Raw genomic sequence first — 18,449 nt, forward strand, 5'->3', positions numbered from 1 at the left:
CTCTCTATTACTCCCGTGCCAGTTCATATAGGCTGCGGATGGATTCCATGACCGTATGCCACGACAGGTCGGCGGCATAGGAAAACTTCTTCTGATAAGCCCGCCACAGCTTTTCCATGTTTGGGTCGGCCTCAACTTCATCAAAGGCCGCAGGCGCGTCGGCAAGATACTTCTCTGTACCGCGTTTCCTGGCCGTTGCAATGAGCGCCGCACGGAGATCGGCTGGGACGATGCTCTGGCCGTGGAGCTGGCTCAGAATGTGCAGATCATAGAAATCTCTCATGCGGGTGTTGGTGGTGGCGCGGGACACGACAGTTTCCAGCTTCTCAGCCAGAACAGTTTCCAGATTGTACGCCAAAATTTCAATGGAACGATCCTCCAGCATCAGCTTGAAGCTGTAACGCACTTCGCGGGGCGTGATGGCGTCGCCGGTGGAAATGTCGATCTTGAGCGGCGTTATCACGCCGTCAAACTCCGTTTCCATGCTGACACGGATGCCCGGATACTCGGCCTCGTCCATGATCTCGGAAATGCGCTTCACCCGGAACCCCACGCCATCGTCCACCGGTACGGAGATGATGGAGGCAATCATGTTCTCCACGTCCTCGATGCCGACCGTCGCACCCTTTACGGTCGCGTCAATGTCCATCGTGGAGCGGGCGTCAAGGCCGACCATTGCAGCCACCAGCATCCCGCCTTTAAGGATGAACTTGTCCCGATATTCCGAAAGAGAAATGCGCTCCAGAAAGCGCTCCATCATGTAATTGCGCATCAGGATTTGCGCATCTGCGGATTTGTCCTTGGAGAGATTGCGTATCAGGTCTTTGAGCTGCCGTGCAGTCTTAATCATAAGAGTACCTCCAAATACTGCCGAAGCAGTTTTTCAACACGGAACATCTGCGCATAGCGCATCAGCTTCCGCAAGTCCTTGTCTTTTCGTTTTGCGTATTGCTTGAGTGCATCCTGAAAGGTCTGCATCTCGATTCCACTACGGCTGCGGATCAGATCGCAGATGGTACGCTCCATATCATAGACGGGAACCGAGTTGCCAAAGGGCGTGTTCATCGTGACGATCCCCACATCATGCAATTCTTTCTTGATGGTGTAGACCTTGATGCCGTCTGCTTGCAGGCTGGCAGGATTGTAGCCGGTCTTGACCGTGATGGAATACGGATTCGGCTCCCGGTCGGTCAGGTCATGGAAAAACAGCGCGCTCTCATGGGAGAATACAGCCTGCGCACAACGAAGGTGCAGCAGGTACATGGCGTCCGTCCATGCATCTGGCGAAACATAAACGCCATGCGCGGCCTGCTCTACGCCGCGCTGCTTGGCGTAGGCGTAAAACGTGGACTTGGCAATACCGATTTCCAAAACCTGCGCGGTTTTGACGATCCCATTGTTTTGCTGAAAAAGCAGATCAAGCCGGTCGTAGGCGGTCATGTTATCACTTCCTTCTTGCTAATATTATATCCGAGATTAGCAAGAAAGTAAACAACGATTTTAGAAAAGCAAGCCGAGGCATCGCCCCGGCTTGCGCTTTAACTATGGATGAAGTTTTTCATGGCAGCGTTCACGTCTTGCAGCTTGCCAAGTCCCTGCACCGCCAGCAGCGGAAGTCCCATCGGGCTGATTAGAAACGCCAGCACAAGGAGGATAATGCCATTTTTTACAGAGTAGGTAATCATCACGGCGATGGCCAACAGGGAGAGCAGGCCGCTTGCCAGCTTGAACGCGAAGCCGGAGCAAGACAGCAGCCCCGCGCACAGCCAGACGAACAGGGACAGGATAAGCGATAGCGGCACAAGGATAATTTTCAGAATGGACATTTGACGGCCTCCTTTTCAAAGACGTTATGCTTTTCTAATATCAGAATACCATGACAGCGCGCGCTTTGCAACAATGCGAGGCTTTTGCTTTGTGTGAACAGGGGCGGCGGAGTGACCGCCGCCCCTGCGACTTATTTCAGCGCCGCCAGCGAGGAAACGATTTTCTCTGCCGCCGTCCATATCCGTTCCTGACTTTGCTGAATGTCCTCCAAATCGGCCTCATAGATGCGGCCTGTTTCGTGAGCGCGGCGGGTAAGCTGGTTGAGGTTGTTGCTGGAATACCGAAGCAGGGACACCAGCTCCCGCAGCTCCGGAAGGTCGAGCTTCACCACATATCCGTCAATCGCCATCTTGCGGAGATACGCCGCCATGTTGGTGGTGCCGAACTGCGCCATCTTCGTTTCAATCATTTCCCGCTCCTGCGGCGTGACGCGGAATTTGAGCTGAATATCCCGTTTGCGCTTTGCCATCGCTCAGCGCTCCGGGGCTTTGGACTTCGCCGAAATTTTCGGCGAAGTTGTTTCAGGCGGCTTTTTCAGCTTATCCCGGACAGAGGTTTTCTGCCGCTCCTGTGCGTAGGCTTTGCGGGTCTGGCTGAGAAACAGATCCACCAGACCGGGATGGCTGTTGACGGCCAGATAGCAGTTGCGGTCAGTACCCCATGTGTCGGGATTGGCGGGGATGGACATGGCGTTTGTCCATGCCCGGTTGTCGGGTGAATACCGTCTGTCCCAATCCGCTTGACAGACGGTAATGGCGAGGATATAAAATGCGCGGTCATAGCCGAACTGCTGCACCACCTGATCGACTGCCGCTGCATCCAACCGGTTATCCCGGTAGTGGTCACGGATGGCGGTTTCAATCGCTTCCTTGCAGGCCGTGTTCGCTTGATTGGAAGCGCGGTAGGCCGCAAGCTCGTCATGCTCTCTGGCATAGGATGCCGGGTGTTTGTAAACGGGGAGATTTTTCATTATCGTGCCTCCATTTCTTTTTTGTGGGGCTTTTCCGGTGTGCCATGAACGGGCGGCGCTTTCAGCCTGTCCAGAACGGAAGGCCGCGTCGATTTTGCAATCGCCTGCTCAGGCTGCGGCTGTCCCTTGCCGTCCAGATTCAGTTCCATATCCAACTCAATCAGCCGCGCAGTTTTCGCGGCCAGCTCCTGCTCCTGCGGGAATGGCTTACCGACCTCAGCCTTTGCCGCTGCCTGCTGGTTATAGAGGTTTTCAAGCTGCTCCTGAACGCTGCGCAGACGCTCCGGCATTTTATCCAGCGCGTTCTCGATGCGGACAAGGTTGCCTCTGGCATCCGAACCGAGTTCAACGCGATGGGTCATCTGGCCTTTCAGCGTCAGCGTGTACGTTTTCCAAATGGAATCAAAAGCAACGGACATGGTAAAGCCGCGATAGCTGCCGATCTGTACCGGGTCTTTGCCCTTGACCTCCTTGCAGGTGTCCAGCAGTGCGGCACCGGCGTTTTCCTTATCGGTGAGCCGGTCGCCGCGAATCTCCATGCCGACAAAGCCCTCTGCCGGGAGCGGATGCGCTGCGAGGGTCTGCATATCCGCCTCCAGTCCACGAACAAAGCCCTTGTGTTCTTCTATCTTTTCCGGGAAGTATTTCAGCAGACTGTCCTCCAAGCGGAATTGCTTGCTGTTGTGGTCTGCCTTCATAATTTTGAGCTTGGACACCTCGATGTCCAAATCCATACGCTCTTTGATGCGGGGATCACCGGCACAGAGCGCCTTGATCTCCGCAAAGGACAGCGCCGTGGCGTCCACATCCTCACAGGAGCGAACCGGGGATTTTGAGGTCATGATCTGAGAGATGAATTTCTGCTTATTTTCCACCGTTTGCCAGAGGTAGGCATCAAACGTCCCCTCGGTCACATAGCGGCATACATGAACGAGCTTGTTCTGATTGCCCTGACGCTCGATGCGGCCTTTTCGCTGCGTGAGATCACGGGGACGCCACGGGCAATCCAAATCGTGAAGTGCGACCAAACGATCCTGCACGTTGGTTCCTGCGCCCATTTTGGCCGTGCTGCCCATCAGGACGCGCACCTGACCGCTGCGTACTTTTGCGAACAGCTCCCGCTTTTTGACCTCCGTATTGGCGTCGTGGATGAACGCGATTTGTTCCGGGGGCATACCGGCGTCAATGAGCTTTTGGCGCACATCCTCATAGACCGTGAACGGCGTTTCCGCGCTTTCCTCCAATGAAATCGCACTCTCCAGCGCATGGATTTCCGGGCTGTCCAGCGTACCGGGGGAAGCCTTTGCCGCCCGCTGTGAGGGCGTGGTCTTTGGCGTAGAAATGTCGCAAAACACAAGCTGTGTCAGTTTTTCCTCCTCGCCGTCACGCCAGTATTGGAGAATGTTCGCCACGCACTGATTGACCTTGGTGGTTTCCTCGTCGGGGAGCATGGGATTGATGATGCGCTGGTCAAGCCCCAGCTTGCGTCCGTCCGAGGTAATTTTGAGCATATTGTCCACATCCGGGCTGACCGCACCGCTGTGTACCTTGGACGCTCGTTCCGAGAGGGCTTTCACCATGTCCTGCTGGATCTGCGTGGGTTTGGTGGCGATGGTGTGGTACGCAACCTCCGGCGTGGGCAAGTGGAGCTGATCCGCCGTTTTGATGTCGGCGACCTCTTTGAACAGGTTCATCAATTCGGGCAAGTTGAAAAACTTTGCAAAGCGCGTCCTTGCCCGGTAGCCGGTGCCCTCCGGGGCAAGCTCCAGCGCGGTGGTGGTTTCACCAAAGCGGCTTGCCCAGCAATCAAAGTGGCCCATACCCATCTCTTGCAGCCGGTCATGCTGCAAATAGCGCTGGATGGTGTAAAGCTCTGTCATGGAGTTGGAAACCGGGGTGCCGGTGGCAAACACCACGCCGCGCCCACCGGTCAGCTCATCCATGTAGCGGCACTTGGAGAACATATCCGAGGATTTCTGCGCATCGGTGGTAGAAAGCCCTGCCACGTTGCGCATCTTCGTATAGAGGAAAAGATTTTTATAATTGTCCGACTCGTCCACAAACATCCTGTCTACGCCGAGCTGTTCAAAGTAAATCACATCATCCTTGCGGTCGCTGGCTTGCAGCTTTTTCAGCCGCGCCTCCAGCCCCTTTTTCGTGCGCTCCAAGCTCTTGATGGTAAAGCTGTTGCCGCCTGCGAGCTTGGTATCCTGAATACCATCGGTGATTTCCTCAATCTGCTGGTGAAGGAGCTGTTCCTGCCGCTCCGGACTGATGGGGATACGCTCAAACTGGCTGTGGCCGATGATAACGGCGTCATAGTCGCCGGTGGCGATACGGGCGCAGAATTTCTTGCGGTTGTGGGTTTCAAAGTCTTTCTTGGTAGTGACAAGGATGTTGGCCGAAGGGTAGAGCCGCAGAAACTCAGACGCCCACTGTTCCGTCAGATGGTTCGGCACGACAAAAATGGATTTCTGGCACAGGCCCAATCTCTTGGATTCCATCGCAGAGGCTACCATTTCAAAGGTTTTTCCCGCGCCAACTTCGTGTGCCAGCAGCGTATTCCCGCCGTACAGCACATGGGCGATGGCGTTTTTCTGATGCTCCCGGAGGGTGATTTCCGGGTTCATCCCAGAGAAAACGATGTGGCTGCCGTCATACTCGCGGGGACGAGTGCTGTTCATTTCCTCGTTGTATTGCCGTACCAGCGTTTCGCGCCGCTCCGGGTCTTTCCAAATCCAGTCCTTGAACGCATCCCGGATAAGCTGCTGTTTCTGCGCGGCAAGGGTGGTTTCCTTGGCGTTGAGGACACGGCGCTCCCGTCCGTCTGCATCCTCAATGGTATCGTAGATACGAATGTCGCGGAGATTCAGCGCATCCTCCAGCAGCCGGTAGGCGCTGGCGCGGTCTGTGCCGTAGGTGGTGAACGCCGCCACATCGTTGTAGCGCACCATGCTCTTGCGGGAAACCTGCCATTCTGCGGTGTACGGGACATAGCTGATCTCGATCTGTCCGCGCAGATAGCGGGGCGTTTCAAAGGTTTCATACATGAATTGCTCGATGTACTTCTTATCAAGCCATGTCACACCCAGCCGCACCTCAATCTCGCTGGCTTCAAGGTCTTTCGGCTGTGCGGCGATCAGGGCATCCACATTCCCGGCGAAGAATGGGTCGCGCGCTGCCACGCGCTGCGCGGTGCGGAGCTTCTGCCGGACGTTGCCGGAGAGATATTCGTCCGCCGTTTGCCAGCCCTTCGCCCAATGCTCGCCGCCGTCCTGCAAGTCAAACGGGCCGCTGTTGGGTTCCTTGTAAATGACACCCTTCAAATCCTCAACGATCTGCGGGATTTTCTCGCTGCCGCCCATGAGGGAGGCCATAAAGTCGAGATCGACGCAGGCTTTTTCTCCGATGCAGACAGCAAGGGCTTCACTGGCGGTATCCACAGAATCTACGCTGCGCTGCTGCTTGATAGTGCGCTTGTGGAACATATCCGCCTTGCGCTCCAGCTTTCCGTCGTCATCCAGCACTTCCAGTGAACACAGGAGGTAGTAAGAGGAATCGTCAGAGAACGCAAGACGGTTCGCACGGTCATTGATTAGGCCATGTTTTGCGGAGAACGCATCATAGAGGCGGTTTAGCTCGGCCTGTGCTTCCTGAATCCGGCTTTCTGCGCTGTACTCGTCCATTTGCAGGGCAATCAGCTCATTCACGCAATCCCGCAGCGCGACCATGCCCTTGACACGCTCGGCGGCGGTGGCGTTCAGCTCCGGTTTGACCATGCGGCTGTTTTCCCGGTAATACACCTCGCCGCCCACCACGGTGTAGGAGTAGTTTTTCACATTGGGGTCTGCGGGGATAGACGTGTCGATCTGTTCGCCCTCACCCAGCTCTGGCAGTTCCGCCTCCTGATAGGTGCCGCGAATGTTTTTCACGGCATCATGGAGCTGATCTGCAAGTTTCAGCCCCTCAATGGGGACAACGGTGAAGTCCTGCTTGCCGTATTGGGTGCTTTCGGAGGTCTGCCTGCCTAAAATCATCTCCGGGTGGTCAACAAAATAGCGGTTGATGGCAAAGCCATCCTCGTTCTGGCCGAGGTATACCCAATCCGGTTCGATCTCAATGGGACGGTCACGCTTTTGGAGAAAGAGAATGTCCGAAACCACATCCGTACCGGCGTTGGCGCGGAACGCATTGTTGGGCAGACGAATGGCACCCAGCAGCTCCGCCCGCTGCGCGATGTACCTGCGGACTTCGGGCGATTGCTTGTCCATCGTGTAGCGGGAGGTCACAAACGCAATCACGCCGCCCGGACGCACTTGGTCGAGGGTTTTGGCAAAGAAGTAGTCGTGAATGGAAAAACCGAGCTTGTTATAAGCCCGGTCATCTACCTGATATTGTCCGAACGGGACGTTGCCCACGGCAAGGTCGTAAAAGTCTTTCCTGTCCGTTGTTTCAAAGCCCGCGATGGTAATGTCCGCCTTGGGATAAAGCTGCTTGGCAATACGTCCGGTGATGCTGTCCAGCTCCACGCCGTAGAGCTTGCTGCCCTGCATCTGCTCCGGCAGCAGGCCAAAAAAGTTGCCAACGCCCATAGACGGCTCCAGAATGTTGCCGGTCTGAAAGCCCATATTGCCGACCGCTTCATAGATTGCCTTGATGACGGTGGGGCTGGTGTAGTGGGCGTTCAGCGTGGACGCTCTGGCCGCAGCGTATTCCTCCGGGGAAAGTGTGGCGTAAAGCTCTGCAAACTCGTCCGACCAGTTTGGCTTATTCTCGTCGAAGGCATCCGCAAGACCGCCCCAGCCCACATAGCGGGAGAGGATTTCCTGCTGCTCCGGGCTGGCCTGTAAGCCCTCAAACTCCAGCTCTTGCAGGAGGCGAATCGCCGCCATATTTGCCCGAAACTTTGCTTTTGCGCCGCCGACGCCGAGGGCATCATCGGTGATGTGGAAATTCTGCGCGTCGCGGTGGCTTGCCGCCTTGAAGTCAGCGTAAGCGGCCTGCTCCGCAGCGGCAACGCTGTGAAATTCCTGCCACTCGCCGTCAACGGGGATGGATACCGCAGGACGGTGTGCGGGAGGCTCGTCGATCTCGGCCTGTGAGATGGCATCATCAAAATCAGGCACAAACTCGCCCATTTCCGAGAGTGCCGCTCGACCTTCATGCTCCAGAATCAGCCTTTCTTCCTCGTTCATAGCAGGAGGTTCAGGCTTGGCGGGTTCCGCAGAGGGCGGGTCATGCTCCGGCTCGTCAAAGCGCAGGGTGCGAATCTCCACATCATAGGGGAGGTTGTTTTTGTCAGCGGGATACACCGCCACGGTCTGCTCGGTGTAGGCGGGTGCCTGTTCCGGCTGCGGATACCGCTCCATGAGCCGTGCGAAGCTCTCCCTGCTCTCCGCACGGGAAACGGGATAGCGAAGCGACGGATCGCGGAGAGAAATATCAAAAAGACCGATGCTCTCAATAATAAACGGCTTGCCGTCCTCCAAATATACCGTATCGCCTACGGAATACGGGAACGGTTCTCTCTGCGGGACAGGAGCTGTTTCGGGAACGTCTGTAACTGCTTCCTCTGGCTCATGCCAGCGGTATTGTTCCACATCCTCATCCGAAACATGAATGAGGTCGCTGAAATCGAGGTTTTCCAGCTCGTTGGTAATAATCTCTTGCAAAGAGCCGTACTGCCGGGTTTCCAGATGCTCGTCATCCAGATAGCGCTCCAGCCGGTAATTCACAAGGTCAATGTTCACCTGAATGGGAATCTCATCGTCGGTGACGGTGGTGTAAGCGACGCCAATCTTGGTGGGGTCGCTGAAATCCGCCTCTGAGCCGTATTCACTCCGGCAGAAGTCGGAGATCAGTCCCTTTGCACGTTCCATGAGCGCCTGCTCCGCAACACGCTCCGCATCCTGCATCACACGCTGGATAAATGGATCGCTGTTCAGCTTTTCGGGGTCAACTACTTTGCCGCCCACGATGCCGCGCTCGGCGAGGGTTTCCCGAATGACAACAGGGTCAATATCATCGAAATTGTCGCGTTCCGCCTCGGTGTAGAATTTATCCTCGCGGATGAGCTGCGCCAGTCGCCGCTGCACCTTCGGCCATGTCAGTTCGGCGGTTTCCGGGCTTCCAGCGCGGACGATAAAGAGATTGTTGCCCTCCTTGCCGCCGTACTCGTGAGCAAGCCATGCAGCAGTTTCTTTTTCACGTCCGTGCTGCTGCATATACCGCACTACGGCGTGTTTGCTCTCGATATTTCTGTTCCATGCACGGAGCGCATCGTCTATATCGTCCTGCGAGAGCGGTCGCAGCAGATCGTGAAGCCGCTCATAGGTTCCCTCAAAAACCTCCTGATGTAAGCGGCTGCGGAATTCTGGAACATCCGAAAATAGCCGGATAAGCTCCATATCTTTTGAATTGAGAACGGCACGGCGCACAGCGGCATTACACTCGATTTCCGCATTTTCCCGGTCAGAGTGACCGCAGGCGTTGCGATAGGCCGTATCCTCCGAAACCGCTGCCATCACCACCGGCCTGTAATGCTCCAAACGTTCCTGCACCGTGGGCTGAACTTGCTCTGCGGCGGGGTCGCGGAACACCCTCGTGCCGTCCGCGCCGAACTCTGCTTCATAAGCATTGATGGCGGCTTCTGCTTCATGGTCAATAGAGCGCAGCGTGTAAATGTGGCGCTCACCCCTAAAGTCTGACGCTTCGGCAATCGTCACGTCGTACTTATCGCGCAATTTCTCCACATACATCTCTAAATTGTTCGACGGAAGGCCACACATTTCCACACGGCCAGCGCCGGGGATATTGCGGGTGGTCAGGTTCATATCCAGCAGCTCCGCCGCCTGTTTTGCGTCCTCGCCATACATTTCAAAGAAATCCCCCACCTGAAACAGCACGATGTTGTCCGGGTGGGATTCCTTGATGGCGTTATAGCTGTCGTAGGCGGTGTTTCGCGCCACATCCTGTGCCTGCGCCTTATCATAAAGCGCCTGTTCGTCTGGTGTAAAATAGCGGTTCATCCGAATCAGCTCAGAGATACGCGAAGCGACCTTGTTCCAATTCATCTGAACATCTGCACAGCCCGCTTTTTTCAACGTGATGCCTTTGCTGCCGTGATCTTCATAGCTGCCGCTTTCTCTGGATACGGCATGGGTATGCCCGCCGATGCCGTACTCCTTTTTCAGAAAATCGGCATTCTCCTTGGGGGTGTGCGAAGTCTGGAAAAACGCATAGATGCGGGCCTTTCCACCCTCAAAGCTGCTTCCGTTTGCAAGAGAAGCCGAAATTTCATCTTCGGTGATAAACCTGCCGGTTGCTGGAATAGCCTCCATATCGGAACGGAATTCCTTTCGTGGAAGGGACAGATCTTCTAAACGTGTGAGAAGTGCCTGCGGCCGGTGGTAATGGAAGCGCAGCAGCGCACGGTTTTCGCGGTAGGCGTCCATGAATACCTTGTATTCTGACAGGAGCCTATCCCGGAACGCCGGATTCAGCAGATCGTCCGTCAGACGCTCCGTTTCCTCTGGAAAGCTGGTGCTATGGATATTACCCAAGCAGGACAGATACCCCAGCGACTTTGCTTCATCCGAGAAATCGTGATAAAGGTTCCAGACATCCGCAGCAATACCCAGCCGCTCATAGCGCGGGGCTTCCGTGACCTCAAGATTGGTGGCAAATGCGCCGCCGTCCAGAAGTTCCTCAATATGCTCCGCCGCATCTGCCCAGCCTATCACTTGGGCAGAACGAAGATAGCGAGAGGTATCTCCGGTTGCAATATGGATACCATCGTCTCCGTACCATGCGGAAAACCTGCCGTTATCCGTAATCAGGCCGTTGCCGCCGTAGTAGAGCTTTTTGAGAAATACCGCGCGATCCTCTAAAGGCTTTTGCTTGGAGAATTCCGCAGCAATTTTCATCCGCGCTGCATCCGCATTACCGCTCGTGCGCAGGATGTGGTCAATATCATCCTGAGAAATGAACATAGAAAAAGCGGAGGGTGTTACACTCTCCGCTTCTGCGATGGATTGAATTTGTTCTGCCTCTGAGGGGAAGAAGGACATCTGTGCCCCAGCAGGGGCATCGAACATATTTAGCTGAACACCAGTTCCGTGAGGATCGTTTCCTCGGCCTGCGCTTTCAGCGTGTTCATCAGCCCTACCCACTTCATCGGGTCGCTGGCTTTCAGCGCTTCCGTCACGCCCGCTGACTTCATCAGCTCCGGCATCATCTGTTCCAGTCGGTTGTTCGCTGCCTCGTCGATCTCCCGCAGATGGGGGTACAGCTTCTCGGACAGCAGCAGGCTGTTCCACAGCACCGGACGATGCTCCTTCAGGTAATCCTTCCGCATCCTGCCGTACTTGCCCAGCGGGGCTTGCGGCTGCTCGGTCAGGCTCAGATCGGGAATCAGATAATCCCCGCTGCGGGTGTAGGTCAGTTCGCTCATGGCTTTCGCTCCTTTCCGCGATTTTCTCGCGCTCGTAATTCTTGATGGTGACTTCGATCTGCCGCAGCACCAGCTCGCTGGACTGGCTGATGGCCGTTCCAAGGGCGGCGACGGTCTGCGGGGTGTTGAAATCAAAGACGTTCAGAAAATCCTCATGCTCGAAGTAATCTCCCGGCTGCATCCCGCAGCGGGACAGCAGCGTATAGGTGGTGCTGACAACGGCGGCGTTCCGAAAAGCGGCTCCGATGTTGAACTCATCATAGTCCTCCAAAAAGGAGCCGTCAACGATGCCGACAATATCGCGCCGATTGTCGTGCCAGTATTCATCTACAAGCTGCGCCGCCACACGCTCCAACTGATCAGCAAGTCCGTTTTCACCGGAAACATCGAAGCGCTGTTCCAGCGCCGCAGATACCACCTCACGATGCTCTTGCCGGTATTCCCAAAGATAAGGGCGGCGAGAGTTCTCGCCGCCGCTGGTGTCGGAAACATCAAATACATATCGGAGTTTGGGTTGGTCGCTGCTGGTATCCACAAGGGCGATGCCCTTGCTGCCTCGCCGCACATAGCGGCGCATCTGCTTATTCCAAAGGTCGTATTCCGCGCAGGCCGTGGCTTCCGGGCGCTGGGCGAAAATCATGAGCTGTTCATTGTAGGGGTACTTATACAGCCTTGCGGCGGTGGTCAGAAATGCCGTCCACTTCTGGTAGCTTCCCGTGATCTGCTCCGCCGTGCGGTCTGCCATCTGCGCATAGAGCTGTACTTTACTCGGCATCCATATCCTCCTTTTCAAAATCGGGGAACAGGTCAAGCGCGTCATATTCCGCGTCGCTCATCCTGCGCAGCTTTGCGATGGCGCTGTCCGTCAGCTCCCGCAGCTCCGTTTCATCCGCAGCGAGGTAGCCGCGCATTTCCTCCAGCGCCGCGATCAAGCCCGTGCGGGTGCCGGTGTTGTAGAGGCTCATAAGTTGGCGTTCTTCAAAGGTGATGTTCATATCAAAGCTCCTTTTCCGCGCTCTTTTTGAGCGCTGTTTTGTGTGGACGTTCTTGGGCCGGTTGGCTTTTGAGCTGCTCCAGTACAGATTTCTTCTTTTCCCGGTGTGCCGCCTCTGCCAAATCCATCAAGGAGATGGACATACCGGCCTTGACCTGTGCTTCAAGGTCGGCGACGGTGGGCTGTTTGGGGCCGTTGTTGATAATGCCGTCGATCATGCCGTAATCGTCCTCCATCGACATCTCGGCGGCTTTCAGATAATTCTCCGGTTTCTGAAAGGCGGGCAGCTCCTGAAATCCCGTGCTGTCACAGTAGTGATAGGATACCTTGCCGTCCTGTTTCAGCGCAACGATGTCGCTGACGGAGAGGCTGTGTCCCACAAAATCGCCGGGGCGCTCGTCGTTGAAAATGTAGTAGAAGTTTTCAAGGATTCTGCCGGTATCATCGTCCGGGTACACCTCACGGGTATAGACGGCTTCATAGTTGGCCGGGTCAGGCGGCGCGGCCAGACTGCCGAGGTTGGCAAAACGCAGCTCCACCGGCGCATCCCGGCGCAGTTGGTAGATCGCCATAGAATCGGTGGGACTGTTCAAAAAACGCTGCTCCACATCGCGGGGTGGGATATGGCCCTTGACCGCATCCCAATCCGGTCTTGTGACGCCGAACATTCCGTCGTGCTTGATGATGTCCTCGGCTTCAAAGACCATTTCCTCGGTGTTGCCGGGATGGAGCATATAAACCGTGATGTCATGTTCCAGAAGCTCCACTGCCCGATCCTTGGAAAGCGGGAGCATATCGCTATCCAGATACCCATAGCTGCGCATATCATCCACCGTCAGCGTGGGGTCAGGCATCGGGACGGCCTGTTCCAGCTCCGGGAGCATATTATCTGCCGCATCGGTGGGAACAGCGACTGCGCCGGTGATCTGTTCACCGGCACCGAGGGGCAGCTCGTTTGCCTCCTGCAAGTCTTTCAACAGCTCCAGCGGCGCAAGGCGGATCGGTGCGGCATTGCCAATATTGTGGAGCTTGCAAATTCCAAGCGCCGCTGTGGACAGTTGCTGTTCGGTGCCATCGAGTACGCCGCCATCCAGCACTTTTGCGGAACCGGCGTCATAGATGGTGTAATCAATGCCTGTGTCGCTGCGCTGAACGTGAATGTATTTGTCGTTGTCCACCATGTAGAGCTTTTCCGCCTCTGGCGCTTCCACACTTGGCTGTTCCGCAGCGGCCAAATTCTCCCGGTCTATGCCGCGCTCCTTGCAAATCTCCGCAAAGTGCCGGTCAATGTCCGTAATCAGCTCGGATGCCGTCTTATTGATAGTTTCCAGACTGGCTCGAAGCTCTTTCAGCTCCTTGCCCTTTGACCATGTGGCGATATAGCCGAAGCTGTTCTCTCCCGTTTCAATGCCGTAATACTGGCAGACCGCATAGGAAATGCTTTCGGCCTCGACCTCCTCGGTGTTGCGGCTCTTTTCACCGGGGACAAGGATCGTCTCACCATCGTCCGCAAGCTCCGTCATGTGTTCATAGTCGTGGAGCTTGGCGTGGGCAATCTCATGGACGGCGGCGCATACCGTCTGCACCTCACTCATACCGGCGCGGATGGTGATGCTCTGCGCCTTAATGCTGAAAAAGCCGTCCGTATCCCGCGCAACGGGCTTTATCTCCATCGGAACGGGAGAAGCACGGCGCAGCGCCTCCATGAAAACCTCATACTGCTGCACATTGCCGCTCAGATCGGCGGCAAGCTGGGGCAAGGGCTTTCCCGCAGTCTGCGACACGTCAAAGACGGATACCACCTTGAACATAGGGATACGGATTTCCTTTTCCTCAATGACGGCCTTACCGTCTGCGTCCAGTATCGGCGCGTTGGTTTCGGGGTCGGTCTTGATTTCCTCGACCTTTTTCTTATAGGGAGTAGGAGCGATGATGCGGATACCTTTTTCGCCTTTCAGGACGTTCCTGCCGAACTGATCGCGCCACTTGTTGAAGCCCGCCACATGGGTTGCGTCGGGGCGCTGCATATAGATGAGCATGGTATTATTGACCGAGTAGCGGTGAAAGCGGCTCATGGTGGCAAGGTACTTCCGGTACTTATCGCTCTCGAACAGCTCCTTGATGCCATTTTCGATGCTGTCAACGATCTCCCGCATCCGGTCTTTGTTGGTTTGTTTTTCAGCCATGATGATCTCCTTTCAGAAAAAATAGCGCCCCTGCGCAGAAGAAAACACATCCTGCACAGGGGCAATTCTCCGCAGATAGAGGCCGTTTTTGCGCTTGCGGATAGAATGACGCAGCCACTTGCAATCCGGCATGGAAAAAGCCTTGCGGCACGGGGCTTTCCCAGTCTCTATTTGCGGAGGTTCCAGTATTGTTTACGCTTCCGTTTGGCGTCCTGCTTTCGACGCTCCTGCTTGGCGCAGGCGGGGCAATATTTGGTGCGATTGGAGGAAGAATAGACCGGCTTACCGCAGACGGCGCAGCGCTTTCCCGGCCTTTCCCGCATCACGTCGGCCAGCAACTCATGGTCGGCGGGAAGTACCGCGTTTCGGAACCAGTTGCACAGCAGCGAGTAGGAAATACCCTGTACGCAGACGCAAGGCTCTCCATCATCCAGCGCGAGGCAGTTGCCGTGATCGTAATTACAGCAGAGCTTCCGAATGAGCTTCTTGGCGCGGCGGAGCTGCTTGTGATCCATACGCGGCGCATCAGCCATTGTCGAACACCAGCTTATAGCCCGTGTGCTGCCCATCATCCTCCAGAAGAACGACGGCATCATAGGTTTTCCCGGTTTTTTCCGAGTAGCAGCCTTTCAGCGGGGCGCGGCCATTTTTCAAAAGCGCAGCGGCAAGAGATTTCGTCAGCGCCTTTTTCTTGGCGGTGAAAAAGCGGCTGTTTTTCCAGAGAACAAAGGAACAGGTGCGGTTCTCACAGAAAAAACCCTTCGGAGATCCCGTCACCTCGGCTCCGCAGCGGGGACACTGGCCGACCGCTTCACGCCCGGAGGGGAACAGGACTTCCGTACCGGGGATGGGTTTGTAGGTCTGCACCAGCTCATGTAGCATGGCGGCAATCCCATCCATGAAGCTGTCCGGGGCGATTTCGCCGCGCTCGATCTCTTTCAGGCGGTGTTCCCATTCAGCGGTGAGCTGCGGAGACTGGAGCTGTTCGGGCAGAACGGTGATAAGCGCCGTGCCGGTGGAGGTGGGCAGCAGATTTGTGATCTTCTTGGACTTCCTGCGCTCCACAAAACCGGAGGACACCAGCTTTTCAATGATACCGGAACGGGTCGCCGGGGTGCCAATGCCCTTGCGCTCGGCATCATCTGGCATATCCTCCTTGCCCGCGTTCTCCATCGCAGCCAGCAGCGTATCCTCGGTGAAATGCTTGGGCGGCGTGGTTTTTCCGGTCTTGACCGATGCGGCAGATACGGAAAGCGTCTGTTGCTCCGTCACCACCGGCAGCGCGGGCGCTGCCTCTGCCTGCTCCTGCTCATAGCGCTTCCAGCCGGGTGCAAGGACGGTTTTGCCCTTGGCGGTGAAGCTCTGACCGGCACAGTCCACCGTAATGACCGTTTCTGCGTAGCGATGTGGTTCATCCACCGCACGAAGCAAGCCCCTTGCCGCCAGCTTCAGCACCTCGCGTTCGCCCAGCGGCAGAGAGGCTATATCTACCTTTTCCGCGCTGATGGTGGGAACAATGGCGTGGTGATCGGTGACTTTTTTACTGCTGCATACCTGCTTGGCGCAGATGGTCGGCGGCTTCTCCATGCCGCAGACAGCGGCAGCGGCGGCGACAAGGCCGGGGACGCTGCCCTCCATATCGTCGGTCAGGAAGCGGCTGTCGGTGCGCGGGTAGGTACAGAGCTTCTTTTCATAGAGCGCTTGGAGATAGTCGAGGGTCTGCTGAGAGGTGTAGCCGAGAACGCGGTTGGCGTCGCGCTGGAGGGAGGTCAAATCGTAGAGCGCGGGCGCTTTCTCAGACTTTTCCTTGCGCTCCACGCTTTTGACGGTTACTGCCTTGCCCTTGCAGGCGTTGGCGATGGCGTCGGCATCCTTTCTGTCCTTCATTCGGCCTGTCGTGGCGGGAAAGCCGCAATCGAGCTGGACGGTGTAGAACGGCTCTGCCACAAATGCGGAGATCTCCGCCTCGCGCTGTACCAGCAGCGCCAGCGTGGGCGACATGACGCGCCCGATGTTCAATGTGCGGCCATACGTCAGGGAGAAATACCGCGTGGCGTTGATACCAACCAGCCAATCAGCCTTGGCGCGGCACAGGGCAGATTGATGCAGGCCGTCATAGTCGCGCCCAGACCTAAGCTGCTGGAAGCCGCTGCGGATGGCATCATCCTCCATTGAAGAAATCCAAAGCCGCAGAATCGGCTTGGAGCATCCCGCAAGGCAGTAAACCGTGCGGAAGATCAGCTCACCCTCGCGCCCAGCGTCGCAGGCGTTGACCACCTCTGCCACATCCTCCCGGCGCATCAGCTCCCGCAGAATGTCAAACTGCTTCTGCTTTTCAGAGCGGACGATGAAGCGGAACGAGGTAGGAATGATGGGCAGCGCCGCCAGCGTCCATTTGGCATCATCGGCATTGTAAACGGCGGCGTCGGCCAGCTCTGCCAGATGCCCGAAGCACCACGACACGATGTACCCGCCGCCCTCCAGATACCCGTCATACCGTGATTTTGCACCCAGCACGGCGGCGATGCTCTGCGCCACGGATGGCTTTTCGGCAATCACAAGGCGCATGGTGCAGCCTCCATTCTCTTTACGTCACGGTAGCAGGGGCGAACGCAGCTCTGCCCGAAGCGCTTACAGCCATAGCAGAAGTGTTCCTTGGCAGCGGCGGGAGGGCTGTCCTCCCGCGCTGCTTTCGGCTTCTGCATCATCAGGCGTTCCAGCGGATTGTTGGTGAAATATCTCATGCGTCTGTATCCTCCGTAGTATCCTGTTCCGGTTCGTCCTCATACGGCTCAAACTCGTATTCGTCCTCATCCTCACCGTAGTCATAATCGTCCAGATCGGCGCTGCCCTTGGTCTGCGGCTTGGCCTTTTTCTGCTTGAAGATGTAGAACGCGGCACCGCCGCCCAGCGCGACGATCAGCAGAACGACAAGGATGCCGCCCACGCCGCTCTTTTTCTCCGGTTCCTCGGCGGCGGGTTCTGTCGGCTCAGCGGGGACTTCTGGCTTTGCCTCCTTGCCCACGCACTCGGTCATGTTGACCGCGCAGACGGGGCAGGATGTATTGACCGTACCGGCCACGCATTTGGTGGTGCAGGAGCAAGTGGCGGGCGTTTCTTCCTCGCCGGTCAGCACCATCAGGTCAGCCTCATCCACCTGATTTAAGAAGTGGACGGTTTCTTCGCCCTCATCGTCACGGTCAATAATCATGTAAAACACATTGCCGTTCTTGCTTTCCAGCGTAATGAACTGTTTTCCTGCCTTGGTGCTGGAGCCAATATCGTCGATCAGCGTCAGATTGCCGTCCGGTGTCAGCGCGTCGCTGCCGCCCGTCATGCTGCCGACAAGGAGCTGCCAGAGGTCGGCCAGCTCTTTTTCATCAAACGGAAGCGTAATGCCGCCGATACTCACGGTACTGTCGGCGGCGTCGGTGACGGTCAGATAGCTGCCGTACACATAGCCCACACGGGCGGGCAGCAGGATTTTTACCCAATCGCCGTCCCTGCCAATCACATCGACCACCGTGCCGTTGGGGAGCTGCGTAAACGCGGTGTTGTCCAGTCCCGCGCCGGTGCGGACGTTCAGGTTGCCGCCGTTGGTCGTGACCGTGCCGATCTGTTTTGTTTCCTGTGTGTCTGCGGCGCTGCTTTCGGCGGTGGGCAGCGCATCATCAGGATAATCACCGCCGCTGGCAAAGGCAGAAACGGGGAGAATCCCGATACACAGGAGCATCAGCAGCAGACTGATAAAAATGCGCGGTGTGTTCTTAGTCATGGTTCAACGCCTCCTTTTCCGAAGTGGCCGGTGCAGGCGCGGCCTGCATACGGCGGAACAGCTCGGCAAACTGCTCCATCGTCATGCCGTTCTCACGCACCATGCCGATGATGTCGGTGTCCTCCAACTCACGAATCTGCTTTTCCAGCTCGCGGTTGCGGCCTTGCAGATCGGAAATTTTGCCTTTGTTCTTCTCCAGCTCTCCACGGAGCTTCATAATTTTCGGATTCATATTGTTCACTCTC

At 56.5% G+C, this 18,449-nt stretch carries 14 protein-coding genes; all 14 read right to left on the minus strand.

Going from position 1 to position 18,449, the window contains the following annotated elements; genetic code table 11:
* Positions 1-7: 7 nt before the first annotated feature.
* The 14 genes from EIO64_RS05025 to EIO64_RS05095 all read right to left on the minus strand — a co-directional run bounded on the left by EIO64_RS05025 (position 8) and on the right by EIO64_RS05095 (position 18,436).
* On the minus strand, positions 8-850 hold the full coding sequence (locus EIO64_RS05025) for a nucleotidyl transferase AbiEii/AbiGii toxin family protein (RefSeq protein WP_136890932.1): 843 nt from the start codon (positions 848-850) through the stop codon (positions 8-10).
* A complete protein-coding gene (locus tag EIO64_RS05030) occupies positions 847-1,440 on the minus strand; it encodes a type IV toxin-antitoxin system AbiEi family antitoxin domain-containing protein (protein WP_136890933.1) in 594 nt (197 codons plus the stop codon). Before EIO64_RS05030 ends, EIO64_RS05025 begins: the two co-directional genes overlap by 4 nt.
* 98 nt (positions 1,441-1,538) lie before the next feature.
* Positions 1,539-1,826 carry a CD1845 family protein gene (locus tag EIO64_RS05035; RefSeq protein ID WP_136890934.1) on the minus strand — a complete coding sequence of 96 codons (288 nt, stop codon included), beginning with the start codon at positions 1,824-1,826 and terminating at the stop codon, positions 1,539-1,541.
* Positions 1,827-1,957: 131 nt separating this feature from the next.
* Entirely contained in the window at positions 1,958-2,296 is a 339-nt protein-coding gene (locus EIO64_RS05040) for a plasmid mobilization protein (RefSeq protein WP_101069705.1), read from the minus strand.
* Positions 2,297-2,299: 3 nt separating this feature from the next.
* The gene (locus tag EIO64_RS05045; protein ID WP_136890935.1) at positions 2,300-2,797 is read right to left on the minus strand and encodes a DUF3849 domain-containing protein; all 498 of its coding nucleotides are present in this window, start codon (positions 2,795-2,797) and stop codon (positions 2,300-2,302) included.
* Positions 2,797-10,893, minus strand: a complete 8,097-nt coding sequence (locus EIO64_RS18985) for a MutS N-terminal domain-containing protein (protein WP_346730094.1) — start codon at positions 10,891-10,893, stop codon at positions 2,797-2,799. The genes EIO64_RS05045 and EIO64_RS18985 overlap by 1 nt, the downstream gene beginning before the upstream one ends.
* Positions 10,894-10,895: 2 nt before the next feature.
* Positions 10,896-11,249, minus strand: coding sequence for a TnpV protein (locus tag EIO64_RS05060; RefSeq protein ID WP_021633207.1), 354 nt, complete (start codon positions 11,247-11,249; stop codon positions 10,896-10,898).
* 764 nt (positions 11,250-12,013) lie between these two features.
* Positions 12,014-12,244, minus strand: a complete 231-nt coding sequence (locus tag EIO64_RS05065) for a transposon-transfer assisting family protein (RefSeq protein WP_055270739.1) — start codon at positions 12,242-12,244, stop codon at positions 12,014-12,016.
* A gap of 1 nt (position 12,245) precedes the next feature.
* On the minus strand, positions 12,246-14,429 hold the full coding sequence (locus EIO64_RS05070) for a YodL domain-containing protein (protein WP_136890936.1): 2,184 nt from the start codon (positions 14,427-14,429) through the stop codon (positions 12,246-12,248).
* Positions 14,430-14,596: 167 nt separating this feature from the next.
* The gene (locus EIO64_RS05075) at positions 14,597-14,944 is read right to left on the minus strand and encodes a cysteine-rich VLP domain-containing protein (protein ID WP_429835591.1); all 348 of its coding nucleotides are present in this window, start codon (positions 14,942-14,944) and stop codon (positions 14,597-14,599) included.
* Positions 14,945-14,954: 10 nt separating this feature from the next.
* On the minus strand, positions 14,955-16,997 hold the full coding sequence (locus EIO64_RS05080; protein ID WP_136890937.1) for a DNA topoisomerase 3: 2,043 nt from the start codon (positions 16,995-16,997) through the stop codon (positions 14,955-14,957).
* The gene (locus EIO64_RS05085) at positions 16,985-17,173 is read right to left on the minus strand and encodes a hypothetical protein (RefSeq protein WP_118683642.1); all 189 of its coding nucleotides are present in this window, start codon (positions 17,171-17,173) and stop codon (positions 16,985-16,987) included. The genes EIO64_RS05080 and EIO64_RS05085 overlap by 13 nt, the downstream gene beginning before the upstream one ends.
* Positions 17,170-18,204, minus strand: a complete 1,035-nt coding sequence (locus tag EIO64_RS05090; RefSeq protein ID WP_136890938.1) for a CD1107 family mobile element protein — start codon at positions 18,202-18,204, stop codon at positions 17,170-17,172. Before EIO64_RS05090 ends, EIO64_RS05085 begins: the two co-directional genes overlap by 4 nt.
* A complete protein-coding gene (locus EIO64_RS05095; RefSeq protein ID WP_007883194.1) occupies positions 18,197-18,436 on the minus strand; it encodes a DUF4315 family protein in 240 nt (79 codons plus the stop codon). The genes EIO64_RS05090 and EIO64_RS05095 overlap by 8 nt, the downstream gene beginning before the upstream one ends.
* Positions 18,437-18,449 lie beyond the last annotated feature (13 nt).

Source organism: Dysosmobacter welbionis (genome assembly GCF_005121165.3).
In the GTDB taxonomy this organism is placed as follows: Bacteria; Bacillota; Clostridia; order Oscillospirales; family Oscillospiraceae; genus Oscillibacter; species Oscillibacter welbionis.